Raw genomic sequence first — 24,330 nt, forward strand, 5'->3', positions numbered from 1 at the left:
CATTTCCGGGATACCGCCATGGCCACCACAGTCCGCCCCCGCCGCAGCGTGCTCTACATGCCGGGCTCGAACGCCCGCGCCCTGGAGAAGGGGCGCAGCCTGCCGGCGGACGGGCTGATCCTGGATCTGGAAGATGCGGTCGCCCCGGATGCCAAGGCGACGGCGCGCGACACCATCGCCGGCGCGCTGGCCGCCGGCGGCTATGGCGGGCGGGAACTGATCGTTCGGGTCAACGGGCTGAACACGCCCTGGGGCTATGACGATCTGCGCATGGCGGCGGCCAGCGGCGCCGATGCCGTGCTGCTGCCGAAGGTGGAGAGTGCCGACGCGGTGCGGCAGGCCGAGGCGGTGCTGCATGCAGCCGGGGCGCCGGCCGGACAGACCATCTGGTGCATGATGGAGACGCCGCTCGGCATCCTGAACGCCAAGGAGATCGCCGGCGCCTCCCCCGCCGTCGGCGGGCTTGTGCTCGGCACCTCGGACCTCGCCAAGGACCTGCACGCCGCCCACACGGCGCAGCGGCTGCCGATGATCACCAGCCTGGGGCTGTGCCTGCTGGCGGCGCGGGCCTATGGGCTGGCGGTGCTGGATGGCGTGCATCTGGACCTGAACGACGACGACGGCTTCGCCGCCTCCTGCCGGCAGGGGCGCGAGCTGGGCTTCGACGGCAAGACGCTGATCCACCCCAAGACGATTGCCGCCTGCAATGCCGCCTTCGCCCCCGACGCCGATGAGATCGCCCAGGCCCACCGCATCATCGCCGCCCATGCGGAGGCGGCAGCCGCCGGCAAGGGGGTGGTGCTGGTCGACGGCAAGCTGGTGGAGAACCTGCATGTCGAGAACGCCCGCCGGCTGGTGACGCTGGCCGAGGCGATCGACGCGCTCTGAGGCGGGCCGAACCGTCTGACCGACAGTTTCACCCTTCCTCCCCATCGCGGTACAGGTCGGGCCAGTCGAAGCGGATCATCGACCGCGGCCGGTCTTGCGGCGGGCCGATGCGGTTTCCGGCGACCAGCCTGACCCCCGATGCCCGCGCCGCCACCACCATGCTGGCAGTCGACAGCCCGGTGACGCAGATCATCAGGCCGGCGCGTTCCGCCGCGGTGACGATGCCGTTCATCTCCTCCATCAACCGGGCTTCGGCCGAGCGGTCTGCCGGCATCGCCATGGTGATCCCGCTCAGACCGTTGCCGGAAAATCCGGAAAAGCTCTGCAACTTGAACTCGATCCGCATGAAGGTCCAACGGCAATAGGGCCTGACCTCATGCAACAGTTCGTTGAGCCGCCCGGTCGGCACCCCAGGCGGGAAGCGCAGGAGCTCGAAGATGAGAAAGCGGCGCAGATAGTCGGGAATCGACTGGCAGATCTCCAGGAAGGGAAGCCGGGTGCGGCGGGCCGCAAGCGTCTCGAAGCAGACAGGCACCGACATCATCAGCCGCGACCTGTTGCGGAACAGCCCGTTCAGGATTTCCACGGATTCGACCAGCGCGTCCGCATCGAGCCGCAGGATTTCCATGGGATCCGTCAATGAATTCAGCGCCGCCGTCCCTTCCAGGAAGGAACCGTCGGGAAAGATGCGTACCGGCGTGCCCATATAGGTCGAGATGACCAGTTTGCCGATGTCCCAGACCGGCCGGTAACGAATGCCGAACTGGCCAGCATCCTCGGGGGAGAGCTGCAACTGACGCAGGACAGGCCGAACCTTGCCGCCACCGTCGTCAGCGTGAATGCCTAGGCCGGACATCATCGGAGAACCGTCGGCCGACTGGACGGCCGCAGAGTCCGGCCGCGCTTGCGCCAGCAGAACCTTGGCAAGAGCATGCTCGAACTGAATTTGCCCGTCCGCCACACCAACGGCGGTCGAGATCCGCAGGTCGGCCGCCCGGTCGTCACCGAGAAAAAGCTGCAACAGTTCCTGTGCGATCCTTGCGCAGACCAAGTCAGCGGCGTGCCGGTCGAGCGTCGCGAATACCAGGATGAAATCGTCGCTCTCTGTTTTGAAGCGGATGTCGTTGCGGGTGAGACAACGGTCGATGATCGCATCCGCGGCAGCCAGAACCCGCGGGCGCAGAGCAGGCCAGCCGGTTCCCAGGCGATCCCGCATCAAGCCGAGATCGAGCAGGTGAACCCGGCCAGTCGAGGCGATCGCCGGTTGCATCAGCAGCCGCCACAGCCGCTGTTCCAAGGCGCGCAGCTCCTCTCCGTTCTCCAGCGCCGATGCCGGTGGCGGTCTGCCGGCACCGCTGGGGCGGCCGGCAGCGTTCGGCGAAGAACCGGCTGCTCCGGTCTGGCTGAACCACCGGCGCAGCAGACGCCCCATGGAGGAGATCGTCAGCATCACGATACCGCAACTCCTCCCGCCACTCCCGGCGCGTCAGGGGGTGCGCGGCGCGGGACCACCGGATCCGCGGCCGCAGAAATCGACGATAAGATCGATGTGGCTGCGTTCAATCGGCTTCGCCAACGCATGATCGGCGCCCATTTGCCGGGCGACCGCCAGCAGGTCCATTGCCTTGCTGCGTCCGCCATTGGAAATGGCGATGATCTTGACCGCAGGCGCCAACCGCCGCATGCGCATGATGGTCTGGAGACCATCGGCAAACGGCATCACCAGATCGCAGATCACCAGATCCGGCCGATTTGCCCGGAACAGGCGCATGGCCTCCTGGCCATCCTCGGCTTCGACAACCTCCACCCCGGCTTTTTCAAGGAGGCGACGCAGCGTCAAACGCAGAGTGAGATCATCGTCAACCACAAGCACGGTTGGCATTTTCCCCTCCTGTCCACATGGAGCCGGCCCGGCATGAAATCCGTCGTATCCGCAATCAGGCTCCGACATGCATTGCCACTTTCTTAATATAACCATCGATAATCCAAAAAATACTTTGGACTTTTAGATATTCCGAATAATTGTGGTATAAGATATTGGAATTTTTCCACCAAACATACGCGTCATCTACGATAAAGAGCAATTCAATGCCACAGAGTTGCTTCTATAATTCAAAGTTATCTTTTCAAGACCAAGAAATAATTTCTCCCACTGTTTCTTGGCGTCCGCATCACCTGTGCCCGCATTAATTCACTCCACATCACCTCAGGCGCGATAAATTCCTTGAACTGCCTCCCATACGTGAAAAAAAATAGCTCAGCACAATCTTTCCGTAGATCGAAAAGCAGGCTCCGGCAAACCGGCGCCTCACTCCACAGGCCATAAGGACAGTTTTTATAAGTCGAAGTGGGAACCACCCTCCGGCCGATTGGTTGTCGATTCAGCAAGGCACAGTCGGAGGTTGGTTATGGCCTCGAAAGAGAGCAATCGTACGTCGGGCCGCGGCTTCGCGTCGATGGACCCGGATCGGCAACGCCAGATCGCCAGCAAAGGCGGTGAAAGCGTACCGGCTGACAAACGCAGCTTTTCAAAGAATCCGGAACTCGCGGCAGAGGCGGGACGCAAGGGCGGGCGCAGCGTGCCCGCATCCTCGCGCAGCTTCTCCAAGAACCCGTCCCTGGCGGCCGAAGCCGGCCGCAAGGGCGGGCAGGCAAGCCATGGCGGCCGCACGGCCGACCGGCCGGCCGGAGGCGATTGACCGGGGAGAGTGAAGAGTTGGGTATCGTGCAGATGAAAAGGCCCCCGTCCTTGCGGACGGGGACCTTTTCTTTCAGCGCAATCAACAGTGCTGCCGGGTGACCGGTCAGGAGGCCAGCTTGTCCAGCTCGCGCAGGATCGAGTCGCCCATCACGGTGGTGGAGCAGCGCGCCATGCCCGGAGCCATGATGTCGGACGTGCGCATGCCGCCGCCCAGCACGTTCTGGATGGCTCGCTCGATCAGCTTGGCATCCTCGTCCAGGTTGAACGAGTAGCGCAGGCACATCGCGAAGGACAGCAGCGTGGCACACGGGTTGGCCAGATCGCGGCCGGCGATGTCCGGGGCGGACCCGTGCACCGGCTCGTAGAGCGCCTTGCGGTTACCCTCGGCATCCGGGGCACCCAGCGAGGCCGACGGCAGCATGCCGAGCGAGCCGGTCATCATCGCCGCCTCGTCCGACAGGATGTCGCCGAACAGGTTGTCGGTGACGATCACGTCGAACTGCTTCGGGTTCTTCAGCAGCTGCATGGCGCCGTTGTCGGCGTACATGTGGCTCAGCTCGACGCCCTGGAACTCTTCCTGGTGCAGCCGGGTCACTTCCTGCCGCCACAGCAGGCCGGACTCCATGACGTTCGCCTTTTCCATCGAGCAGAGCTTGTTGCCGCGCTTGCGGGCCAGCTCGAACGCGACGCGGGCGACGCGGCGGATTTCCGACGTGGTGTAGACCTGGGTGTTGACGCCGCGGCGCTCGCCGTCGCCGATCTCGGTGATGCCGCGCGGCTCACCGAAATAGACGCCGCCGGTCAGCTCGCGCACGATCAGGATGTCCAGCCCGCGGATGACGTCGGCCTTCAGGGTCGAGGCATCGACCAGCGCGTCGAACACCACAGCCGGGCGCAGGTTGGCGAACAGGCCCAGTTCCTTGCGCAGGGTCAGCAGGCCGGCTTCCGGACGCTTGGTGTAGTCGGTCGGGTTGTCCCACTTCGGACCGCCGACGGCGCCCAGCATCACCGCGTCCACCGCCAGCGCCTCGGCCAGGGTGGCGTCGGACAGCGGAACGCCATGGGCGTCGATGGCCGCGCCGCCGACCAGCCCTTCGGACACGTCGAAGGTGATCTTGCGCTTGCGGTCCATCCAGTCGACGACCCGGCGAACCTGGCGCATCACCTCCGGGCCGATACCGTCGCCGGGGAGGAACAGAAGCTTCTTATTGGCGGCCATGGCGGGCGCACTCCCAAATGTCAGACGTCAAGAAGACAGAAGTTGAAGAGGATCGGGGGAGGATGGAGGCGCTCAGCCCCACATCCACGGCTGGCCCGCGCGCTGCTTGCCCTCGTACCCGTCGATATGGGCCGACTGCTGCAGGGTCAGGCCGATGTCGTCCAGGCCGTTCAGCAGGCAATGCTTGCGGAAGGGGTCCAGCTCGAAGGAGATGGTGCCGCCATCCGGGCCGGTGATGGTCTGCTTCTCAAGGTCGACCGTGATGACGGCGTTCGACCCGCGCGACGCGTCGTCGAGCAGCAGGTCGACCTGCTCCTTCGGCAACTTGATCGGCAGGATGCCGTTCTTGAAACAGTTGTTGTAGAAGATGTCGGCGAAGCTGGGGGCGATGATGCAGCGGATGCCGAAATCGGCCAGCGCCCACGGCGCATGCTCGCGCGACGAGCCGCAGCCGAAATTGTCGCCCGCCACCATGATGCTGGACTTGCGGTAGGCCGGCTTGTTCAGGACGAAGTCCGGGATCTCCTGCCCGTCCGGGGTGTAACGCATCTCGTCGAACAGATGCTTGCCAAGCCCCGTCCGCTTGATGGTCTTCAGGAACTGCTTCGGGATGATCATGTCGGTGTCGACGTTGATCATCGGCAGCGGCGCCGCAACGCCGGTGAGAACCGTGAACTTTTCCATCGCCAGAAATCCTGTCGCGCAAGAAAGCGCAAGCGTGCGCATGCAGAGCGTGGTGAATAGCAGACCGAACAAGCCATTGCCAGAGGAAGCTTGCCCTTTTCCCGGCACGCAACGAGCGAACAGGCATGCGCGAATGCACCGGCACGCATCATTGTTGCGCGCAGGGTTGCAGATCGTCGCGGTCAGGCCCGATTGCGATCGCTGGGGATCGCGGGGCGGGAATAGCGCCGAGGCCCCCGTTGTTCATCGGGCGGCGGATGGGCGACCACCCCTTGCGGCGGACGCCTCGCCCGCCTACCAAGTCGCCCAGCAAGCCGACATGCCCACCCGTACGGCCCACCCGAACCAACGAAGGCCCACCCGATCCGATGCCGACACATGACGACGACCGCAGCGCCCGCCTGATCGGCATCGCCTTCCTGCTGCTGGCGCCGCCGGCCTATGGGCTGCTGACGCTGGCCTTCGGGATGGATGCGAACTGGGACCTGCGGAATTACCACTGGTACAACGGCTACGCGATGCTGACCGGGCGGATCGGGCGCGATCTGCTGGCCGCCCAGATGCCGACCTTCTATAGCCCCTTCCTGGACGTGCCCTTCTATTGGCTGGCGACCCATCTGCCGGCGCGGGCGGCCGGATTCGTGTGGGGGACGCTTCAGGGCATCAACCTGTCGCTGCTGTATCTGCTGGCATCATTTTCTCTCCGGAACGTTCCGGCCCTGAAACGGACGCTGACCGCCATGGCGTTGGCAGTCGCAGGCGGGCTGGGCGGCGGAACGCTGGGTCTGATCGGCACCACCTTCCAGGACAATGTGGTCAGCCTGGGCGTGCTGGGCGCTGCGGCGGTCATTGCCGGCAGCCTTCCCGGCATCCTCGACGGCCGGCCGCTGCCCAGCTTCGCGCGGGTCGCGGCGGCCGGGCTGCTGGCCGGGGCGGCGATGGGGCTGAAGAACCCGACGGTGATCTATGCGGTCGGGCTGTGCCTGGGATTCCTGGCATTGCCGGCCCGGCCGTGGCGCCGCCTGTGGCTGGCCTTCTTCTTCGGCATCGGCGTGCTGGTTGGGCTGGGGCTGGGCGGCGGCGTCTGGATGGCGCATCTCTGGCACGATTACGGGAACCCGGTCTTCCCGCACATGAACCACATCTTCAAGTCGCCCTTCGCCGCGCTGTCCGACTACGTCAATGTCAGCTTCTTCCCGCCCGGCCTGTGGCAGCGGCTGTTCTTCCCCTTCGTCTTCACCTTCTCCCCCCTGACGGTGGGCGAGGTGCCGTTCTTCGACCTGCGGGTGCTGGCGCTGTTCGTTCTGGTCCCGGTCGGAGTCGTCTGCGCGGTCGCCACGGGAATGTTGGGAAAGCGGAACGAGTGGCTGACCGCCGTGCCGGCGACGCGGCTCCTGCTGACGGCGATGACCGTCACCTACGCGCTGTGGGTGGCGATGTTCTGCATCTACCGCTATCTGGTGCCGCTGGAGATGCTGGCGCCGCTGGCGCTGGTGATGGCGGTCGGGCTGCTGCCGCTGGCCCGCCGGCTGCGCATCGGGCTGGCGGTGGCGCTGCTGGCCGTGGTGCAGCTGACGGTGCAGCCGGCCGACTGGGGGCGCGTCGCCTGGCCAACGGGCACCGATGACCGCTGGGTCGAGGCGGACGTCCCGGCCATCGCGGATCCGGACGACACCATGGTGCTGATGGCCGGCTACTGGGCCATCTCGCACGTCATCCCGTCCTTCCCGGCGCGGGTCACCTTCGTGCGCATCCAGTCGAACTTCCTGCAGCCGGATTCCGTCGGCAACGGCTATCTCGCCATCCTGAAGGACAAGGTGGCCTCCCACCGCGGCCCCTTCCTGATGCTGAGCACGATCCCCGACACGCCCGGCGCGGCGAAGGCCGCGGAGCTGCTCGGCCTGCGGCTCGACCCGCAGCGCTGCCGGCCGATCCCCAACAATCTGGGTGAGGCCCTGAACCTATGCGCCGTTGACCGCGAGGGCGGCAAAAGGGAGACAGTGGAATAATCGCGGCGTTTGTGCTGTTTATCGCCGCAGACAGTCCGATCTGCCGACAGCCCGATCTGTCCCGTCTCCAGCCAGAAGCCAGCGCCATGACCGTATCGACCCTCGGCCGCCCTGCCGACCGCCCCGCCTTCACCCCGGATGCCGGCGCTTCCGGAACGCCTTCGGCGGCCGCGGCGGTCGGCCCGGCCCCCACCATCGCGGTGCTGATCCCCTGCTATAACGAGGAGGCGGCGATCGGCAAGGTGGTGCAGGACTTCCGCGCGGCCCTGCCCGACGCCATCGTCTATGTCTACGACAACAATTCGAAGGACAGGACGGTGGAGGTCGCGCGTGCCGCGGGCGCCGTGGTCCGGAGCGAGCCGTTGCAGGGCAAGGGCAACGTCATGCGCCGCATGTTCGCCGACATCGAGGCGGACGTGTATGTGCTGGTCGACGGCGACGACACCTATCACGCCGCCAGCGCGCCGGAACTGGTCAGTCGCCTGTGGGACGAGCAGCTGGACATGGTCAACGGCGCGCGGGTGACGGAGATCGTCGCCGCCTACCGCCCCGGCCACCGCTTCGGCAACCTCGTGCTGACCGGCATGGTCGCCAAGATCTTCGGCAGCCGCATCGGCGACATGCTGTCCGGCTACCGCGTCTTCTCCCGCCGCTTCGTGAAGTCCTTCCCGGCGCTGGCCAGCGGTTTCGAGACCGAAACGGAGCTGACGGTCCATGCGCTGGAGCTGCGCATGCCGATTGCCGAGGTGAAGACCCCCTACAAGGACCGTCCGCCCGGGTCGCACAGCAAGCTGAACACCATCCGCGACGGCATCCGCATCCTGCGCACCATCATCATCCTGGTGAAGGAAGAGCGGCCGCTGCCCTTCTTCTCCGCCGCCTTCGGGCTGCTGGCGCTGCTGTCGGTGATCCTGGGCGTGCCGGTGATCGCGACATATTTCCAAACCGGGCTGGTTCCGCGCTTCCCCACCGCCCTGCTCGCCACCGGGCTGATGCTGCTGGCCTTCCTCAGCCTGACCTGCGGCCTGATCCTCGACACCGTCACCCATGGCCGCCGCGAGGCCAAGCGCATGAGCTACCTGTCGCTGCGCGCACCGGGCCACCACCGACCGCTGGCGGCGGAGCGCGGGGCCGGCACCTGCGAGGACGGGCGCCGGTGATGGCATCGGTCGCGGGATTTCTGGACAGCCGGCTTGGGCGGCTGGGGGTGCAGTTCGCCAAGTTCGGCGCGGTCGGCATCGTCGGGCTGGTGGTGGACACGGTCGTGCTCTACGCCGGCCTGGCGCTGGGCCTCCAGTTCTTCGCCGCCCGCGTCCCGTCCTTCTTCGCAGCGGCGACTGCGACCTGGGCGCTGAACCGTGCCTTCACCTTCCGCGGCGCTGCGGACGAACCGCTGCACCGCCAGTGGGCCAAGTTCATCGCCGCCAACGCCATCGGCGGCGTGGTGAATTACGGCGTGTCGGTCGGGCTGGAATCGAGCGTGCAGATGGTCGCCGATCACCCGTTCCTGGCGGTGGCCGCCGGCTCCATCGCCGGCATGTTCTTCAACTTCGCGGCATCGAAGCATCTGGTGTTCAAGGGGGCGTAGCAAAGGGCCGCGCCCTTTGACGGCGCCCGCGATTCTGCCTTGCGCGGCGCCTTATGGACTTATCCCCGCAGCTCGCCATATAACGGCGGCCATGACCCGCGAATTCCTGAAGATGCACGGCCTCGGCAACGACTTCGTCGTGATCGACGCCCGTTCCGAATCCTACCGCCCCTCGGGCGCGGAGGTGCGCGCCATCGCCGACCGCCGGATGGGCGTCGGATGCGACCAGTTCATCGTACTGGAGAAGACCGACGCGCCGGGCGCCGACGCCTTCATGCGCATCCGCAACGCCGACGGCAGCGAGGCCGCCGCCTGCGGCAACGCGTCGCGCTGCGTCGGCTGGTTGCTGATGGAAGAGAGCGGGCGCGACCGTGCCAGCTTCCAGACCGCCGCGGGTCTGCTGCATGCAAGCCGCGCCGACAATGGCCGCATCACCGTCGACATGGGCGCGCCCCGGCTGGACTGGAGCGCCATTCCGCTGGCCGCCCCCACCGACACGCTGCGGGTGGAGACGGTGGAGCATGGCGGTTTCGCCGCCCCGGTCGCGGTGAACATGGGCAACCCGCACGCCGTCTTCTTCGTAGACGATGCTGAAGCGGTGCCGCTGGACGAGGTCGGCCCGGTTTTCGAGAACCACCCGGCCTTCCCCGAGCGCGCCAACATCGAATTCGCCCAGGTACTGTCGCCCACCGCCATCCGCATGCGGGTGTGGGAGCGTGGCGCCGGCATCACCCAGGCCTGCGGGTCGGGCTCCTGCGCCACGCTGGTCGCCGCGGTGCGCCGTGGACTGACCGACCGCAAGGCCGACATCATCCTGGACGGCGGCACCCTGACCATCGAATGGACCGAGGACGACCGCGTCCTGATGACCGGCCCGGTGGCGCTCACCTTCAGCGGCCGGCTGTCGGCGGAACTGGTTTCTGGCGGACAGGTCGATGCCTGAAATCTGCCGATTTTTCGGCATCATCATAGCCATGTATTACAACGATCACGCGCCTCCGCATTTCCATGTCCGGTATGGCAACCAGAAAGCCGCGATCGACATCACAACGCTTGGGATCATGGAAGGCGAACTTTCCCCGAGAGCTTTGGGGCTTGTCATGGAGTGGGCTGCCCTACATAGGGAAGAGTTGAAGAACGACTGGGAACTGGCACGCTTGCATGCGCCTCTGACTCAGATTGCTCCTCTGGAATGAACCGATGCTGAAGGATATTGTCGCCGCCAAGCCGCTCGACGGCTACCGCCTGCACCTCCGATTCGAGGATGGTGCGGAGGGTAGTGTCGATGTGTCCGCCCTGGTTCCTTTCACCGGAGTGTTTGCCGTGCTGCGCGACCCTGAGACCTTCGCTGCAGTTCGCGTCGACCCGGAGCTTGGAACTGTGGTCTGGCCAAACGGGGCCGATCTCGATCCCGCCGTTCTTTATTCGTCGGTTACCGGTGCGCCGCTGCCCGGTATAGGAGGGGCTCAGCATGCCCGATGATGTCGTCCTGAAGACCGATGGCCCCGAGATCGTCACCTTCGGCTGCCGCCTGAACACCTACGAGTCCGAGGTGATGCGCAACCATGTGCGCAGCGCCGGGCTGGACGACGTGGTGATCGTCAACACCTGCGCCGTGACGTCGGAAGCCGAACGGCAGGCGCGGCAGACCATCCGCAAGCTGCGCCGCGAGCGGCCGGACGCCCGCATCGTCGTCACCGGCTGCGCCGCGCAGATCGACCCGCAGCGCTTCGCGGCGATGCCGGAGGTCGATCAGGTGCTGGGCAACCAGGAAAAGCTCCAGCCGGAAAGCTGGGGCCTGCCACCGGCCGAGAAGGTGCTGGTCAACGACATCATGTCGGTCAAGGAGACCGCCGGTCACCTGATCGGCGGGTTCGAGGACCGCGCCCGCGCCTTCGTCCAGGTCCAGCAGGGCTGCGACCACCGCTGCACCTTCTGCATCATCCCCTATGGCCGCGGTCCGTCGCGCTCGGTTCCCATCGGCGGCATCGTCGAGCAGGTCCAGGCTCTGGTGAAGGCCGGCTACAACGAGGTGGTGCTGTCCGGCGTCGACATCACCAGCTACGGCCCGGACCTGCCGGGCTCGCCGTCGCTGGGGCAGATGGTGCGCCGGCTGCTGGCGCTGGTGCCGGAACTGTCGCGGCTGCGCCTGTCCTCCATCGACTGCATCGAGATGGACGACGATCTCTGGCGCCTGATCGAGAATGAGCCGCGCCTGATGCCGCACCTGCACCTGTCGCTCCAGGCCGGTGACGACATGGTGCTGAAGCGGATGAAGCGCCGCCATGGCCGCGCCGATTCCATCGCCTTCTGCGAGCGGGTCCGTTCGGTCCGCCCCGACGTGGTTTTCGGTGCCGACTTCATCGCCGGTTTCCCGACGGAGACCGAGGAGATGTTCGAGAACACCATGCGGCTGGTGGAGGAGTGCGGCCTGACCTGGCTGCATGTCTTCCCCTACAGCCCGCGCCCCGGCACGCCGGCCGCCCGCATGCCGCAGGTCGACGGCGCCGTCCGCAAGGAACGCGCCGCCCGTCTGCGCGCCGTCGGCGAAGCGGCGGAGGCTCGTACCCTGGCAGGACTGGTCGGACGCACCGCCACGGTGCTGGTGGAGAAGGACGATCTGGGCCGCACCGAGCATTTCGCCGCGATCCGCCTGGGCCGGACCTTCCCGCCCGGCTCGCTGGTGCCCGCCGCCATCACCGGCATCAAGGACGGCGTGCTGACGGGCACCCCGCTCTGACCCCTCTTATAGTGGACACTCCATGATTTTCCGCTGGTTCGGCCGCAAGAAGCCCGAAGAGACCGCGCCCAAGGACGAGGCGGCAAAGGACGAATCGGTCACCCTGGAGTCTTCCACCACCGCGCCGGAACCGGAGCCGGAAAAGGCGCCGGAGCCGCCTGCCGCCGCACCTGCGCCCAAGCCGGAAGCCGAACCGTTGCCGGAACTGGCGCCAGCCCCGCCGGCCGCCGAACCTCGCCCCATGCAGCCGGCACCGGTCGAACCGATTCGGGTGACCCCGCCGCCGGTCACGGCGCCCGCCGCGCCGGTCGAACCGCCCGCACCGGTCACCCCTGCCCCGGTGCCGGAGCCGGAGCCCGTTCCGGAACTACCGCCGGCCCCGACTCCTGTTGCCATGGCTGAGCCTGCGGTCGCCGAGGAAGCGCCGCCGACCAGGAAGGGCTGGTTCGCCAAGCTGAAGGAAGGGCTGTCCAAGTCCTCGTCCAAGCTGACCGACGGCATCACCAGCATCTTCACCAAGCGCAAGCTCGACGACGAGGCGCTGGAGGAGCTGGAGGAGCTGCTGATCACCGCCGACCTCGGCCCGGCCACCGCGGCGAAGGTGACGGCGGAGCTGGCGCGCACCCGCTTCGGCAAGGAGGTCTCGCCGGAGGAGGTCAAGACCACCCTGGCGGCCGAGGTGTCGAAGATCGTCACCCCCGTCGCCAAGCCGCTGGTGCTGGACCCGGCGCTGAAACCGCATGTCATCCTGGTCGTCGGCGTCAACGGCACCGGCAAGACCACGACCATCGGCAAGCTGGCCCGGCAGTTCAAGGCGGAAGGCAAAAGCGTGATGCTGGCCGCCGGCGACACCTTCCGCGCCGCCGCGGTCAGCCAGCTGAAGATCTGGGGCGAGCGCACCGGCTGCCCGGTTGTCGCCCGCGACACCGGGGCGGATGCCGCCGGACTTGCCTATGACGCGCTGGAGCGGGCGAAGGCCGAAGGCGTCGACGTGCTGCTGGTCGACACCGCCGGCCGGCTGCAGAACAAGACCGGCCTGATGGAAGAGCTGCGCAAGATCGTCCGCGTCATCAAGAAGCTGGACGAGACGGCGCCGCACACCACCCTGCTGACGCTGGACGCCACCACCGGCCAGAACGCGCACAGCCAGGTCGAGATCTTCCGCGACATGGTCAACGTCAACGGCCTGATCCTGACCAAGCTGGACGGCTCCGCCCGTGGCGGCGTCCTGGTTTCGCTGGCCGAGAAGTTCAAGATTCCCGTCCACGCCATCGGCGTCGGCGAGGGCGTCTACGACCTGCGGCCGTTCGATGCCGATGCCTTCGCCAAGTCGCTGATGGGCTTGAGCGCCGACTGACCGGCGGGGGCCTCTCCGACGGGGCCTGACTGGCCCTGGATCGGCCTGAATGGGTAAGCACCGGGGGTTGGCCGAAATTCGGCCTTCCCAGCCGGTCGTTCGTACCCCATCTTTGTCGACATGACTGATAAAGCCCCGTTCCAGCCCGGTTCGGCCGGGCGCTTCACCGATGCCAAAGCAGCACTGGCCTGCGTGCGCGACATTTACGAGCGCAACACCGCCTACCTGCGCGACCGCTTCGCCGCCTATACACAGGGCGATGAGGAAGGCGGGCGGAACCGGGCCTACTACCCCTATGTGCGGCTGACCGCCGTGTCGGGGGCCGGTGTCGATACCCGGCTGTCCTACGGCTTCGTCGAGGGGGTCGGCGTCCATTCCACTACGGTGACGCGGCCCGACCTGTTCGAACGCTATCTGCTGGAGCAGTTCACGCTTCTGCTGCGCAACCACGGCGTCCCGCTGGAGGTCGGCGTCAGCGAGGAGGCGATCCCGATCCACTTTGCCTTTCCCAACGGCATGTATGTGGAAGGCGACCTGCCGCCCGACCGGCTGACCAAGCTGCCGGACCTGTTCGACCTGCCCGATCTGGCGCGGATGGACGACACCATCGTCAACGGCACCTTCGACGGCGGACCGGACGCGGTGAAGCCGCTGGCTCTGTTCACCGCTCCCCGGGTGGATTTCTCACTGCACCGGCTGCGCCATTACACGGCGACCGCGCCGGAGCATTTCCAGAACTTCGTCCTGTTCACCAACTACCAGTTCTATGTCGACGAGTTCATCCGGCTGTCGCGGGAGATCATGGAGCCGACCGGCGACGCCGATCTGGCAGCCTACCGCGCGCAGTATGACAGCTTCGTCGAGCCCGGCGACATCGTCACCACCAACCAGAATCTGGGCGGCACGGTGGATGCCCCGGCGGCCAAGCTGATGCGCATGCCGCAGATGCCGGCCTACCACCTGAAACGGCCGGACGGCAACGGCATCACGCTGGTGAACATCGGCGTCGGTCCGTCGAACGCCAAGACGATCACCGACCACATCGCGGTGCTGCGCCCGCATGCCTGGCTGATGCTGGGCCACTGCGCCGGGCTGCGGCACACCCAGCGGCTGGGCGATTACGTGCTGGCGCACGGCTATGTCCGCGAGGACCATGTGCTGGACGCCGACCTGCCCTTATGGGTGCCGGTGCCGGCCCTGGCGGAGGTTCAACGCGCACTGGAAACGTCGGTGGAGCGGGTGACCGGGCTGTCGGGCTTCGACCTGAAGAGCATCATGCGCACCGGCACGGTGGCGACCATCGACAACCGGAACTGGGAACTGCGCGACCACCGCGAGCCGCTGATGCGGTTCAGCCAGAGCCGCGCCATCGCGCTGGACATGGAAAGCGCGACGATCGCCGCCAACGGCTTCCGCTTCCGCGTGCCGTACGGGACGTTGCTGTGCGTGTCGGACAAGCCGATGCATGGGCAGTTGAAGCTGCCGGGCATGGCCGACCGCTTCTATCGCGAGCGGGTCGACCAGCATCTGAAGATCGGCGTGCTGGCGATGGAACTGCTGCGCGAGCATGGGATGGAAACGCTGCACTCCCGCAAGCTGCGCAGCTTGGCGGAAGTGGCGTTCCAGTAACGAATGGGGGCGGGTGTGAGACCCGCCCCTATCTTAGTCTTAGCCTCAGGTTTCAGGCGGCGGCCAGCAGGCTCTCGATTTCCTTGGTCGCGGCGGCCAGCGCCTTGTCCTTGGCTTCCGGACCCATGCTCACGCCCTCGGCGCGGATGAAGGTCACGTCGGTGATGCCGAAGAAGCCGAACACCGAGCGCAGATAAGCCTCCTGATGGTCCAGACCGGCCAGCGCCGGGTTGGTCGAATAGACGCCGCCACGGCCCGAGGCCACGATCACGCGCTTGCCGCCGGCCAGACCCTCGGGACCCTTCTCGGTGTAGCGGAAGGTGCGGCCGGCCTGGGCGAGGCGGTCGATCCAGGCCTTCAGCTGGGTCGGGACGGAGAAGTTGTACATCGGCGCGCCGACCACGACGACGTCGGCGGCCAGGAACTCGTCGAGCAGGACATTGGTCAGGGCCAGCTCTTCGCGCTGACGCTCGCTCAGCCCATCCACAACGCCGAGCTTGAGGACCGGCAGCAGTTCGCCGTCGAGATGGGCCGGCGGGTTGGCGGCGACGTCGCGGGTGACGACGGTGGCGGCCGGGTCCGCCTTCACCAGAGCCTCGACGATGGAGGCGGTCAGCTGGCGGGTGACGGAGAAGGTGCCGAGCGGGCTGGAGTCGACATGCAGGATCGTGGTCATGACGGAAGGAGCCTCTTGGTTGTTGCGGCCGTCTTCTCCGGCCGGGTTCTGACGCCCAAGATGCCCCTAACTTTTCCAGCGGTTAAGCCGGGTTCTGCGCGATAGATCGTCTCCGGAGAAGCAACAATCGACCGACTTCAACCGGATCAGCGCGTCACCAGCGCCCCGCTGCGGAAGACTGCCATCTGGCCCGGCTGCATTACCGTCCAGGCCTCGTTCCTGGTCAGCGGCCGGGTGGCGATGACGGTGACGACGTCGTTGGGCGTCGTCTCCTGGGAAAAATCGACGCTCATGTCGGCATCGAGCAGGGTCGCGGCACCGAAGGGAGCCTTGCGGGTCAGCCAGGCGAGGTTGGTGGCGCAGTGGCACCACAGATACCGCCCGTCGCTGAGCAGCATGTTGAAGACGCCCAGCGTGCCCAGATCGGCGGCCAGATGGCGGATCAGCTTCATCAGCCCGGTGGTCGTCTTCGGCGGCTCCGGATACTGCATGCGGATCTGGTCGAGCAGCCAGCAGAAGGCATGCTCGCTGTCGGTGCTGCCGACCGGCTCGTAGAAGGTCAGGATGCGATCCTTGATGCCCTTCAGCTGGCCGTTGTGGGCGAAGGTCCACATCCGCCCCCACAGCTCGCGGGTGAAGGGGTGGGTGTTCTCCAGCGACACCCGGCCGCGGTTGGCGCGGCGGATGTGCGAGATCACCGTGCAGGACTTGATCGAATATCGGCTGACCAGCCGGGCAATCTCCGACTCGGCACTGGGGGCCGGATCGTGGAAGGTGCGGCAGCCCTTCCCTTCATAGAAGGCGATGCCCCAGCCGTCGCGGTGCGGCCCGGTCTGCCCGCCGCGGCGCATCAGGCCGGCGAAGCTGAAGCAGATGTCCGTGGGCACGTTGGCGCTCATGCCCAGGAGTTCGCACATGATGTCCTCGTCTGCCGCTTGTCGTCGCCCTAGGGAGCGACAAGCTACGACAGGCCGTGCGCAAGGTCACGCGCGGACATGGCCGGAGGCGACGTGCAAGTCAGGGTTTTGGGTTTTGCGGTCTTGAGCCTTACGGCCTCGGGCACGGCGGCATGTCCGGCCGCAGGCACCCGTCCATCGTCCCCTCCGTCCTGAATTCGCCAAGCCCGATCCAGGCATCGACCCGGTCGGTCTCGAACCCGCAGTCGCGGCGGTCGCCGACCTGCATCAGCGGACGGCGGATCAGCAGCGGGCGTTCGACCATCGCGGCCAGCGCCGCGGCCTCGTCCAGTGTCTCGGGCACCACCTCGCCGCTTTTTACCGCGGGAGCGGCGCGGTTGAACCAGTCGGCCACTGGACGGTCGCCGAAGAAGGGGCGGAGCGTCTGGGGCGTCCAGGGCTCGCTCAGCAGGTCGCGGGCGAGCACACGATGGCCGGCCTGCTCCAGCAGGGCCTTCTGCCGGGCATTGCCGCCGCAGCCGGGCTTTTCGAAGAAGATCACGTCGGCCATGGTCATTTCCCTCCGAACAGCGGCGCGCGGGCCAGCAGCGCGTCGGTTTGCTGACAGATCTCATCATGGACCTCGCGGTCCAGCTTGCGCAGCCAGCGCGGCGGGATCGACTCCACGCCATAGGTGGCCCCGGCCAGCATGCCGGCGATGGCGCCGGTGGTGTCGGCATCGCCGCCCTGGTTGACCGTCTCCACCACGCAGGATTCGACCGAATCGGTCTGGAAGTAATAGTGAAAGACGGTCTGCATCGTATCGACAATGAAGGCTGTCGACAGGCCGCGATAGGGTTCGAACTTGAACTGGCGATGCCTGGCGATCAGGGCATTCGCCTCCTCCCGCGCGGCGACGATGCCGCCGCCCAGCACCAGCCGCCGCACCATCCGGCCCAGCGCGATCACCGCGGAATCGGACAGCTGGTTGCAGTGGGTGATGTGCGACTGCTCGACCGACCAGCGCTCGAAGGCGGCATCGTCGCCCAGCGTCGCCAGCGCCACTGGCAGGTTGCGCATCGCCGCCCCGTTGCCGGCATGGTATTCCGACTCCGGCTCCTCCAGCGTGCCGTTCATGATGAAGCGGCGGATACCGCGGCGTGTCGTGTCGCCGACATCGACCGGCACCGATTTCAGCCAGATGGCGAACTCCTCGGCGGCGCGGCGGGCCTCCCACTCCGGCCCGGACAGGATGGCGCGGCCGAGATGGAGCGACATCTCGGTGTCGTCGGTCACCTGTCCAGCCGCCAGCTTCAGCCAGCCGCCGCCCTTGATGTGCTTGTGGACGCCATACTGGTGGGCGATCTCGCCCTTGGTCAGGAACTCCACCGTCGCCCCCAGCGCATCGCCGCAGGCGAGGCCGAGATAGGCGCCGAGCGCCCTGGAGCGGATGTCAGGCGTCAGACTCGTCGGATCGGTCATGCCGTCGGGCACAGGGTCCGTCCCTTCCTGGTGCATCCCGCGGACGGCCCGCAAGCCGCCGCCGGACGTGAGGTTGTCAGAGAAGCGACACACCCACGCGATAGTCCCCGCCGATCACCAGATATTCTCCTTCTCCCTGGAAAGGGTAGCGCGGCAGGATGTCGCGGAAGAAGACGACCTTGGACAGCGGCACCCACGCATCGAGGATGTAGTCGCCGAACTGGCCGGCGATGTCGCGGTGGATGGAAAAGGAACACAGGTTGTTCAGCCGCAGCACCGCGGTGCGCTTGTCCGGCCGGGCAACGATGTGGTGCTCCTCGAAATCGTTGACGCCGCGGTAGAGCCGGATGTGCGAGGCCCAGTTGGGCATCGGCGCGTCGGGCCAGCCGCGGCGGATCGTCCACTGGCAAAACTCGTACAGAAGGTCGAGCTGCAGGTGGATGTTGTTGTTGTGGAAGCGGGTCGACTGCTTCTGCTCGCCGTAGGCCGCCCAGGCCTCGGAGGCGAAGCGGCGGATCGGCTCGCCATGGAAGGTCGGCAGCAGGCCGAAGCGGCTCTCCACCCAGCCCTTCAGAACCGCCCCTTCCGCCCGATTGCTGTCGAACATCCAGCCTTTCAGCAGACGCAGGTAGCTGGCGCGGAAACGCCGCCGGCCGTCCGGCCCCTCGGCCCCGGAGAAGTCGGGATTCACCCCGAACACCCCGGCCATATGGCGCTGGAAGATATCGGAGGCCGTCAGCGCGTCGCGGCACTCGTCCAGCGCTTCGAACAAGGCGGCATGTTCGCTGCGGGTGGCGCCGATGCGCAGGCGCCGCGGTTCGTCATTGTAGGCTTCGCCGCACAGGGCGGCGGCCGGCACATTGACGAGGTTGGTGCGGTGGGCGTGCAACGCCAGCGGCGAATCGGGTGGCATGCCGGGCTCCGGTGCCCGCCCCTTCGCATCGCTCGTCACCACCCCGTCCGCCACGCCGATCCGCTCCGCCTGAATATCATTACTTCTTATATGGATATTGCATAAGCCGGCGCGTGCCAAGCCTTCACCGACGCAACCGGCGAAGGCGTGTCGCCGCATGTCGCAACATTGTCCATTTGAAGCCGAACGATCCGTCCCCATACTCTGTACAGCGACGCTTACGATCCGGCGGCACCCGCATGGCCTTCTGGCCGACCAAGTACGACGACAGCCGGCGCCGGCGCACTCCGCCGCTGCCCACCCAAGTGCCTGCCCAGGTGCCTGCCCGCACGCCCGCCGAAACCCTGCCCGCCGGCGGTCCGCCGCGCGGCGTGGCGGAGGCCCGGACCGCCTTGCGGTTGGCCCAGCTTCTGCGCGGGACGATCACCCCCCTGCGCGGCGACACGGTGCTGGAAATCCTGGAACCGCACCGGCCGCGTCTGGTGCCCAAGCCGGTCAACCCGTTGCCGGCATTGGTCGGCAAGCCGCAGGGGCAGATGGTCGACGCGCTGCTGCGGCCGATCGGGCAGATCGTCACCGACGTGCTGTTGCCGGGGGTGCGCGACCACCTGATCGACCGGCTGGTGGCCGGCCGCACCGACCATGAGGACAGCCTGCCGGGCGCCGTCGACCTTGCCGAAGCGATGCGGGCACTGGTCGGCCGGATGCGCGGCGCCGGCAAGGGCCATCTCCAGGCCGTCGTCGTTGCCATCGGGACCGATGCCCGCGCCACCGCCGACGCACTGACCAGGGACAGCCGACCCATCGACGTCGGCGGCATCGACCGGCTGGCCCGCGCCCTGCTGCGTTTCGAGGTGCGGCGGATGGCGCTGGAGGCGCTGGGGGGTGCCGGCGCCTTGCAGGACGTCATTTATCAATCGCGGCGGCTGGCCCGCTATTCCCTGCGCCGCGCCACCGAGGCTATCGAGGGGTTCGTCGCCGACCGCGGGCTGAAGACGCTGCATGCCAGCCTCGCCACCCTGGCCCAGGCCGACGGGCTGATCGTCATCGCGCTGCGCAACCTGGACGACCAGGAGGAGACGAAAGAGGAGTCCGGCCCCTTCGTCGAGCCGGCCGACCGCAAGGCGATGAACGACTGGCTGTCGGCGGCATGGCGCCTTTCCGACACATTGTTCGACCTTGTCGGCAAGGCCGCGGCCGGCGGCGAGCTGGACGATCTGCTGTTCGCGGCATTGCTGCGGCAACTGCGCAGCCTGCATCACTTCTGCGCCGACCTGACCCACGCCGGCCGCCCGGCTGCCGTGGACACGCTGAAGCAGCGCTTGGTCGACCGCTGCGATGCGCTGGCCCGCCTAACCGGCGAGCGTCTGGTCGAGGCGCTGCTGGCGAAGCCCGCCGATCCTGCCCTCGCCCGCCGGCTGTTGGCGCGCGGCCGTCTGCTGGCCCAGCTGCTCTACGACATGAACCGCGACGAGGCGGTGGAGGAACTGGCCATGCATCTGGTTATGGCCAGCGAGGCGCTGGCGCACAACGGCTGACACGCACGGTATCTGCAGCTGGCTTCCACCGCGGCATGTCGGCCGGTTCGCGAAAGGCACGGCGGGGAATGAGCGACCGCTCTTCAAGGCGCCATGGCCTTATGTTCGGCGATCGGATCTAAACGTACGCAAGTTCCAACCCCTCCACCACCCCCCGCATGGTTTCCACCGCGTCGCGTCGCCGCATGCACCGCCATCCCGCTTCCGCCAGGGATTCCCGCCGCGCGTCATCGGCAATCAGCCCGCAGGCCGCCTCGACCAGCCCTTCGTAAGGGGCGAAGGCAAGGCCGCCCAGCAGGTCGGGGTCTATCTCGGTGTCGGGATGGCGTTCGGTCAGCACCGCCTTGCGGTTCGACAGCATATGGGAGACGCGCACGTTCTCGAAAATGCCCGCCTCATAGTAATGCAGGTTCAGAATCAGCTTCGCGTCGGCGACGAATTGGTCGCGGAGAGCCCCGTAATAATGTTCAAGGCTGACCACGGTCAGGCCACGCCTGCCCAGCGCGTCGAGGATCGCGCTGCGGCGCTGGTTCACGGCACCATAGAACAGCACATCGATGCTGGGGGATGGGCTGTTCGGGATCCGGCTCATCTCGTCCATATGCCCGATGGGAACATGGCGCGCATGGATGCCCAGCCCGGCCAGATCGGCAATGTTGCGGAGGCTGTAGTCCCAAACCGGGCATCGGCGCAGCAGATCCAAGTAATGGGCGTTGCGCGGGTGCAGCGTGCGGATCTGTTCCAGATTGTAAAGGATGCACGTGTCCGGCAAGCGGCTGCCTTCCTCCGGCGTCAGGTCGATGGCGCCCAGAATGATGGCGCGCCGCTGGCGCTTGATTTTGTTGACGACGATCTCCGCATCGGCCCCCAGACGGCGCAACGCGAAGCACATCGTTTCCGCGACCTCCGCAAAAGCACTGGCGCCAACGTCGGCGGTGCCGTTCTTCTTGATGATGACAATGTCGATGCCGATTCCATTCGCCATAACTGCCCCTTCCACCCCAGACGTGTCCATTCTCGTGCGCGGACAGATCGCCGCCCGGGAATGTTTTTTCACGTTTTGCGTGCACAGTCATGTGTGATTCAGTTGCAGGGACCATCCATCCCCATAGCCGGGATATAGGCATGCGGAAGGATAGCTCCGTAATTCACGAGGTATTGCCGCCATCACAACCGATGTCGCATCCGTCGCAAGGCCATCAAATCCGCCAGTGATCGCCTCTTCGCCCCACAGGCGTCCGGCCTTCGCGAGAGTCCCGACAAAATGTCGGGCTTTGTCGTGTGTGTCGGGACCACGACAAACCCCCGCACCCTTCACACCCTTAAATAATCTTATATTTATCAATTACTTATTGAATAACCACATTCTGGCACGGGTCGTGCAATCCATGAAATCCGAAGCGGCCACGAACCGGCCGCACCGGATCGAAGCAAACCTCCACGACCCAAGCACAGGAGCGACCCACATGGCCAAAGCGCCTCTGCGTCAGATCGCCTTTTACGGCAAGGGCGGTATCGGCAAGTCCACCACCTCTCAGAACACGCTGGCCGCGCTGGTCGAGCTGGATCAGAAGATCCTGATCGTCGGCTGCGACCCGAAGGCCGACTCGACCCGCCTGATCCTGCACGCAAAGGCCCAGGACACCGTCCTGCATCTGGCCGCCGAGGCCGGCTCGGTCGAGGATCTGGAGCTCGAGGACGTCCTCAAGATCGGCTACAAGAACATCAAGTGCGTCGAGTCCGGCGGTCCGGAGCCGGGGGTCGGCTGCGCCGGCCGCGGCGTCATCACCTCGATCAACTTCCTGGAAGAGAACGGCGCCTATGACGACGTGGACTATGTGTCCTACGACGTGCTGGGCGACGTGGTGTGCGGCGGCTTCGCCATGCCGATCCGCGAGAACAAGGCCCAGGAAATCTACATCGTCATGTCCGGCGAGATGATGGCGCTCTACGCCGCCAACAACATCGCCAAGGGCATCCTGAAGTACGCGCACAGCGGCGGCGTCCGTCTCGGCGGCCTGATCTGCAACGAGCGCCAGACGGACAAGGAATGGGATCTGGCCGACGCGCTGGCCAAGCGCCTGGGCTCCAAGCTGATCCACTTCGTGCCGCGCGACAACATCGTCCAGCACGCCGAGCTGCGCCGCATGACGGTCATCGAGTACGCCCCGGACAGCAAGCAGGCCGGCGAATACCGCGCGCTCGCCAACAAGATCCATGCGAATTCCGGCCAGGGTTGCATCCCCACCCCGATCACCATGGAAGAGCTGGAAGAGATGCTGATGGACTTCGGCATCATGAAGACCGAGGAGCAGCAGCTCGCCGAGCTGGCCGCCAAGGAAGCGGCGAAGGCCGGCGCCTGACCCCAGGCGTAGCGACGGTTGCCTACCGGCCCCCCTGCCGCCGTGCAGGGGGGACCGCCTGAACACTGGCCCCATCCCCAGCCCCGCACAACGCCGACCCAAGACATCCCCGATGGGCATGCCCAGGGGCGACGGCGTGGGAGGGAGGGGCTCGGTCACGCGCTGAAGTGGCGCGGAATATTCAAGCAGGAGGCCGGCTATGAGCCTGTCCGAGAACACCACGGTCGACGTCAAGAACCTCGTCAACGAAGTCCTCGAAGCCTATCCCGAAAAATCCCGCAAGCGCCGCGCCAAGCACCTGAACGTGCTGGAGGCCGAGGCCAAGGACTGCGGCGTCAAGTCGAACGTCAAGTCCATCCCCGGCGTCATGACCATCCGCGGCTGCGCCTATGCCGGCTCCAAGGGCGTGGTGTGGGGTCCGATCAAGGACATGATCCACATCTCCCACGGTCCGGTCGGCTGCGGCTACTACTCCTGGTCCGGCCGCCGCAACTACTACATCGGCGACACCGGTGTGGACAGCTGGGGCACGATGCACTTCACCTCCGACTTCCAGGAGAAGGACATCGTCTTCGGCGGCGACAAGAAGCTGCACAAGGTCATCGAGGAAATCAACGAGCTGTTCCCGCTGGTGAACGGCATCTCGATCCAGTCGGAATGCCCGATCGGCCTGATCGGCGACGACATCGAGGCTGTCGCCCGCGCCAAGTCGGCGGAAATCGGCAAGCCGGTCATCCCCGTGCGCTGCGAAGGCTTCCGCGGCGTGTCCCAGTCGCTGGGCCACCACATCGCCAACGACGCCATCCGCGACTGGGTGTTCGAGAAGACGGAGCCCAAGGCCGGCTTCGTCTCCACCCCCTATGACGTCACCATCATCGGCGACTACAACATCGGCGGCGACGCCTGGTCGTCCCGCATCCTGCTGGAGGAGATCGGCCTGCGCGTGATCGCCCAGTGGTCGGGCGACGGCACGCTCGCCGAGCTGGAGAACACGCCGAAGGCCAAGGTCAACCTGATCCACTGCTACCGCTCGATGAACTACATCGCGCGCCACATGGAAGAGAAGTTCAATATTCCGTGGATGGAATACAACTTCTTCGGCCCGAGCCAGATCGCCGAATCCCTGCGCAAGATCGCCGCTCTCTTCGACGACAAGATCAAGGAGAACGCCGAGAAGGTCATCGCCCGCTACCAGCCGATGGTCGATGCGGTCATCGCCAAGTACAAGCCGCGGCTCGAAGGCAAGAAGGTCATGATCTACGTCGGCGGCCTGCGTCCCCGCCACGTCGTCGATGCCTACCATGACCTGGGCATGGAGATCACCGGCACCGGCTACGAGTTCGCCCACAACGACGACTATCAGCGCACGCAGCACTATGTGAAGGAAGGCACGCTGATCTACGACGACGTCACCGCGTTCGAACTGGAGAAGTTCGTCGAGGCGATGCGTCCCGACCTCGTCGCGTCGGGCATCAAGGAAAAGTACGTGTTCCAGAAGATGGGCCTGCCGTTCCGCCAGATGCACAGCTGGGATTATTCCGGCCCGTACCACGGCTATGACGGCTTCGCGATCTTCGCCCGCGACATGGACCTGGCCATCAACAACCCCGTCTGGGGCGTGATGAAGGCCCCGTTCTGACCATCGGC

Annotated in this window: 24 protein-coding genes; 14 read left to right on the forward strand and 10 right to left on the reverse strand. The window is 66.2% G+C overall.

Annotated elements, in window-relative coordinates; all coding sequences use genetic code 11:
• Nucleotides 1-18 precede the first annotated feature (18 nt).
• The gene (locus ABNQ38_RS19510) at nucleotides 19-888 is read left to right on the forward strand and encodes an HpcH/HpaI aldolase/citrate lyase family protein (protein WP_377809811.1); all 870 of its coding nucleotides are present in this window, start codon (nucleotides 19-21) and stop codon (nucleotides 886-888) included.
• A gap of 28 nt (nucleotides 889-916) precedes the next feature.
• On the opposite strand, the gene ABNQ38_RS19515 is transcribed toward ABNQ38_RS19510, so the two are convergent.
• Together ABNQ38_RS19515 and ABNQ38_RS19520 are read right to left on the reverse strand one after the other, a co-directional pair.
• The gene (locus ABNQ38_RS19515) at nucleotides 917-2,338 is read right to left on the reverse strand and encodes a hypothetical protein (RefSeq protein WP_377810101.1); all 1,422 of its coding nucleotides are present in this window, start codon (nucleotides 2,336-2,338) and stop codon (nucleotides 917-919) included.
• Between the two features lie 36 nt (nucleotides 2,339-2,374).
• A complete protein-coding gene (locus ABNQ38_RS19520) occupies nucleotides 2,375-2,770 on the reverse strand; it encodes a response regulator transcription factor (RefSeq protein WP_377809812.1) in 396 nt (131 codons plus the stop codon).
• Nucleotides 2,771-3,296: 526 nt separating this feature from the next.
• Between ABNQ38_RS19520 and ABNQ38_RS19525 the strand changes: the two genes are divergently transcribed.
• Nucleotides 3,297-3,587, forward strand: a complete 291-nt coding sequence (locus ABNQ38_RS19525; protein ID WP_109050568.1) for a general stress protein — start codon at nucleotides 3,297-3,299, stop codon at nucleotides 3,585-3,587.
• Between the two features lie 105 nt (nucleotides 3,588-3,692).
• Here ABNQ38_RS19525 and leuB read toward each other — a convergent pair whose 3' ends face one another.
• Nucleotides 3,693-4,808: a 3-isopropylmalate dehydrogenase gene (gene leuB, locus ABNQ38_RS19530; protein ID WP_377809813.1), complete on the reverse strand. Its 1,116-nt coding sequence runs from the start codon at nucleotides 4,806-4,808 to the stop codon at nucleotides 3,693-3,695.
• A gap of 72 nt (nucleotides 4,809-4,880) precedes the next feature.
• Nucleotides 4,881-5,492, reverse strand: a complete 612-nt coding sequence (leuD, locus tag ABNQ38_RS19535) for a 3-isopropylmalate dehydratase small subunit (RefSeq protein WP_174471689.1) — start codon at nucleotides 5,490-5,492, stop codon at nucleotides 4,881-4,883.
• A gap of 368 nt (nucleotides 5,493-5,860) precedes the next feature.
• Between leuD and ABNQ38_RS19540 the strand changes: the two genes are divergently transcribed.
• The 9 genes from ABNQ38_RS19540 to ABNQ38_RS19580 all read left to right on the forward strand — a co-directional run bounded on the left by ABNQ38_RS19540 (nucleotide 5,861) and on the right by ABNQ38_RS19580 (nucleotide 14,815).
• Nucleotides 5,861-7,501, forward strand: coding sequence for a hypothetical protein (locus ABNQ38_RS19540; RefSeq protein WP_377809814.1), 1,641 nt, complete (start codon nucleotides 5,861-5,863; stop codon nucleotides 7,499-7,501).
• An 86-nt stretch (nucleotides 7,502-7,587) separates the two neighbouring features.
• Nucleotides 7,588-8,661, forward strand: a complete 1,074-nt coding sequence (locus tag ABNQ38_RS19545) for a glycosyltransferase family 2 protein (protein ID WP_377809815.1) — start codon at nucleotides 7,588-7,590, stop codon at nucleotides 8,659-8,661.
• Nucleotides 8,661-9,089: a GtrA family protein gene (locus tag ABNQ38_RS19550; RefSeq protein ID WP_377809816.1), complete on the forward strand. Its 429-nt coding sequence runs from the start codon at nucleotides 8,661-8,663 to the stop codon at nucleotides 9,087-9,089. Before ABNQ38_RS19545 ends, ABNQ38_RS19550 begins: the two co-directional genes overlap by 1 nt.
• A gap of 91 nt (nucleotides 9,090-9,180) precedes the next feature.
• Nucleotides 9,181-10,032 (forward strand): diaminopimelate epimerase, encoded by an 852-nt coding sequence (dapF, locus tag ABNQ38_RS19555; RefSeq protein WP_377809817.1) that lies wholly within the window; start codon nucleotides 9,181-9,183, stop codon nucleotides 10,030-10,032.
• The gene (locus tag ABNQ38_RS19560) at nucleotides 10,025-10,285 is read left to right on the forward strand and encodes a DUF4160 domain-containing protein (RefSeq protein WP_174471694.1); all 261 of its coding nucleotides are present in this window, start codon (nucleotides 10,025-10,027) and stop codon (nucleotides 10,283-10,285) included. Before dapF ends, ABNQ38_RS19560 begins: the two co-directional genes overlap by 8 nt.
• A gap of 4 nt (nucleotides 10,286-10,289) precedes the next feature.
• The gene (locus ABNQ38_RS19565) at nucleotides 10,290-10,571 is read left to right on the forward strand and encodes a DUF2442 domain-containing protein (protein ID WP_377809818.1); all 282 of its coding nucleotides are present in this window, start codon (nucleotides 10,290-10,292) and stop codon (nucleotides 10,569-10,571) included.
• The gene (mtaB, locus tag ABNQ38_RS19570) at nucleotides 10,561-11,829 is read left to right on the forward strand and encodes a tRNA (N(6)-L-threonylcarbamoyladenosine(37)-C(2))-methylthiotransferase MtaB (RefSeq protein ID WP_377809819.1); all 1,269 of its coding nucleotides are present in this window, start codon (nucleotides 10,561-10,563) and stop codon (nucleotides 11,827-11,829) included. Before ABNQ38_RS19565 ends, mtaB begins: the two co-directional genes overlap by 11 nt.
• A gap of 22 nt (nucleotides 11,830-11,851) precedes the next feature.
• Nucleotides 11,852-13,186 carry a signal recognition particle-docking protein FtsY gene (ftsY, locus tag ABNQ38_RS19575; protein ID WP_377809820.1) on the forward strand — a complete coding sequence of 445 codons (1,335 nt, stop codon included), beginning with the start codon at nucleotides 11,852-11,854 and terminating at the stop codon, nucleotides 13,184-13,186.
• A 120-nt stretch (nucleotides 13,187-13,306) separates the two neighbouring features.
• The gene (locus ABNQ38_RS19580; RefSeq protein ID WP_377809821.1) at nucleotides 13,307-14,815 is read left to right on the forward strand and encodes an AMP nucleosidase; all 1,509 of its coding nucleotides are present in this window, start codon (nucleotides 13,307-13,309) and stop codon (nucleotides 14,813-14,815) included.
• Between the two features lie 52 nt (nucleotides 14,816-14,867).
• Here ABNQ38_RS19580 and ABNQ38_RS19585 read toward each other — a convergent pair whose 3' ends face one another.
• From ABNQ38_RS19585 to ABNQ38_RS19605, 5 genes are all read right to left on the reverse strand, one after another.
• Entirely contained in the window at nucleotides 14,868-15,491 is a 624-nt protein-coding gene (locus ABNQ38_RS19585; protein ID WP_109050556.1) for an FMN-dependent NADH-azoreductase, read from the reverse strand.
• A 146-nt stretch (nucleotides 15,492-15,637) separates the two neighbouring features.
• Nucleotides 15,638-16,408: a class II glutamine amidotransferase gene (locus tag ABNQ38_RS19590; protein ID WP_377809822.1), complete on the reverse strand. Its 771-nt coding sequence runs from the start codon at nucleotides 16,406-16,408 to the stop codon at nucleotides 15,638-15,640.
• Nucleotides 16,409-16,538: 130 nt separating this feature from the next.
• A complete protein-coding gene (locus tag ABNQ38_RS19595) occupies nucleotides 16,539-16,958 on the reverse strand; it encodes an ArsC/Spx/MgsR family protein (RefSeq protein ID WP_377809823.1) in 420 nt (139 codons plus the stop codon).
• Nucleotides 16,959-16,960: 2 nt separating this feature from the next.
• Complete coding sequence (draG, locus tag ABNQ38_RS19600) at nucleotides 16,961-17,869, reverse strand: ADP-ribosyl-[dinitrogen reductase] hydrolase (RefSeq protein ID WP_377809824.1); 909 nt, start codon at nucleotides 17,867-17,869, stop codon at nucleotides 16,961-16,963.
• Between the two features lie 76 nt (nucleotides 17,870-17,945).
• Nucleotides 17,946-18,836 (reverse strand): NAD(+)--dinitrogen-reductase ADP-D-ribosyltransferase, encoded by an 891-nt coding sequence (locus ABNQ38_RS19605; protein WP_377809825.1) that lies wholly within the window; start codon nucleotides 18,834-18,836, stop codon nucleotides 17,946-17,948.
• Between the two features lie 185 nt (nucleotides 18,837-19,021).
• Here ABNQ38_RS19605 and ABNQ38_RS19610 point away from each other — a divergent pair, with 185 nt between their 5' ends.
• The gene (locus ABNQ38_RS19610; RefSeq protein WP_377809826.1) at nucleotides 19,022-20,320 is read left to right on the forward strand and encodes a hypothetical protein; all 1,299 of its coding nucleotides are present in this window, start codon (nucleotides 19,022-19,024) and stop codon (nucleotides 20,318-20,320) included.
• Between the two features lie 118 nt (nucleotides 20,321-20,438).
• On the opposite strand, the gene ABNQ38_RS19615 is transcribed toward ABNQ38_RS19610, so the two are convergent.
• Nucleotides 20,439-21,305 carry a hypothetical protein gene (locus ABNQ38_RS19615; RefSeq protein ID WP_377809827.1) on the reverse strand — a complete coding sequence of 289 codons (867 nt, stop codon included), beginning with the start codon at nucleotides 21,303-21,305 and terminating at the stop codon, nucleotides 20,439-20,441.
• A gap of 481 nt (nucleotides 21,306-21,786) precedes the next feature.
• On the opposite strand from ABNQ38_RS19615, the gene nifH reads away from it, so the two are divergent.
• A complete protein-coding gene (gene nifH / locus ABNQ38_RS19620; RefSeq protein WP_098740339.1) occupies nucleotides 21,787-22,683 on the forward strand; it encodes a nitrogenase iron protein in 897 nt (298 codons plus the stop codon).
• Between the two features lie 199 nt (nucleotides 22,684-22,882).
• A complete protein-coding gene (nifD, locus tag ABNQ38_RS19625; RefSeq protein ID WP_098740340.1) occupies nucleotides 22,883-24,322 on the forward strand; it encodes a nitrogenase molybdenum-iron protein alpha chain in 1,440 nt (479 codons plus the stop codon).
• Nucleotides 24,323-24,330 lie beyond the last annotated feature (8 nt).

This window comes from Azospirillum sp. A29 (genome assembly GCF_042604625.1).
Lineage (GTDB): Bacteria > Pseudomonadota > Alphaproteobacteria > Azospirillales > Azospirillaceae > Azospirillum > Azospirillum palustre.

Excerpts from the sequence above, each read along its gene's own strand:
- ABNQ38_RS19565 (WP_377809818.1), top strand. The coding sequence starts at position 10,290 with ATGCTGAAGGATATTGTCGCCGCCAAGCCGCTCGACGGCTACCGCCTG.
- ABNQ38_RS19585 (WP_109050556.1), bottom strand. The coding sequence starts at position 15,491 with ATGACCACGATCCTGCATGTCGACTCCAGCCCGCTCGGCACCTTCTCC.
- nifD (WP_098740340.1), top strand. The coding sequence starts at position 22,883 with ATGAGCCTGTCCGAGAACACCACGGTCGACGTCAAGAACCTCGTCAAC.
- draG (WP_377809824.1), bottom strand. The coding sequence starts at position 17,869 with ATGACCGATCCGACGAGTCTGACGCCTGACATCCGCTCCAGGGCGCTC.
- leuB (WP_377809813.1), bottom strand. The coding sequence starts at position 4,808 with ATGGCCGCCAATAAGAAGCTTCTGTTCCTCCCCGGCGACGGTATCGGC.
- ftsY (WP_377809820.1), top strand. The coding sequence starts at position 11,852 with ATGATTTTCCGCTGGTTCGGCCGCAAGAAGCCCGAAGAGACCGCGCCC.
- nifH (WP_098740339.1), top strand. The coding sequence starts at position 21,787 with ATGGCCAAAGCGCCTCTGCGTCAGATCGCCTTTTACGGCAAGGGCGGT.
- ABNQ38_RS19545 (WP_377809815.1), top strand. The coding sequence starts at position 7,588 with ATGACCGTATCGACCCTCGGCCGCCCTGCCGACCGCCCCGCCTTCACC.
- ABNQ38_RS19560 (WP_174471694.1), top strand. The coding sequence starts at position 10,025 with ATGCCTGAAATCTGCCGATTTTTCGGCATCATCATAGCCATGTATTAC.
- dapF (WP_377809817.1), top strand. The coding sequence starts at position 9,181 with ATGACCCGCGAATTCCTGAAGATGCACGGCCTCGGCAACGACTTCGTC.
- ABNQ38_RS19595 (WP_377809823.1), bottom strand. The coding sequence starts at position 16,958 with ATGGCCGACGTGATCTTCTTCGAAAAGCCCGGCTGCGGCGGCAATGCC.
- ABNQ38_RS19550 (WP_377809816.1), top strand. The coding sequence starts at position 8,661 with ATGGCATCGGTCGCGGGATTTCTGGACAGCCGGCTTGGGCGGCTGGGG.
- ABNQ38_RS19615 (WP_377809827.1), bottom strand. The coding sequence starts at position 21,305 with ATGGCGAATGGAATCGGCATCGACATTGTCATCATCAAGAAGAACGGC.
- ABNQ38_RS19590 (WP_377809822.1), bottom strand. The coding sequence starts at position 16,408 with ATGTGCGAACTCCTGGGCATGAGCGCCAACGTGCCCACGGACATCTGC.
- ABNQ38_RS19525 (WP_109050568.1), top strand. The coding sequence starts at position 3,297 with ATGGCCTCGAAAGAGAGCAATCGTACGTCGGGCCGCGGCTTCGCGTCG.
- leuD (WP_174471689.1), bottom strand. The coding sequence starts at position 5,492 with ATGGAAAAGTTCACGGTTCTCACCGGCGTTGCGGCGCCGCTGCCGATG.
- ABNQ38_RS19515 (WP_377810101.1), bottom strand. The coding sequence starts at position 2,338 with ATGCTGACGATCTCCTCCATGGGGCGTCTGCTGCGCCGGTGGTTCAGC.
- ABNQ38_RS19580 (WP_377809821.1), top strand. The coding sequence starts at position 13,307 with ATGACTGATAAAGCCCCGTTCCAGCCCGGTTCGGCCGGGCGCTTCACC.
- ABNQ38_RS19520 (WP_377809812.1), bottom strand. The coding sequence starts at position 2,770 with ATGCCAACCGTGCTTGTGGTTGACGATGATCTCACTCTGCGTTTGACG.
- ABNQ38_RS19510 (WP_377809811.1), top strand. The coding sequence starts at position 19 with ATGGCCACCACAGTCCGCCCCCGCCGCAGCGTGCTCTACATGCCGGGC.
- ABNQ38_RS19610 (WP_377809826.1), top strand. The coding sequence starts at position 19,022 with ATGGCCTTCTGGCCGACCAAGTACGACGACAGCCGGCGCCGGCGCACT.
- mtaB (WP_377809819.1), top strand. The coding sequence starts at position 10,561 with ATGCCCGATGATGTCGTCCTGAAGACCGATGGCCCCGAGATCGTCACC.
- ABNQ38_RS19540 (WP_377809814.1), top strand. The coding sequence starts at position 5,861 with ATGCCGACACATGACGACGACCGCAGCGCCCGCCTGATCGGCATCGCC.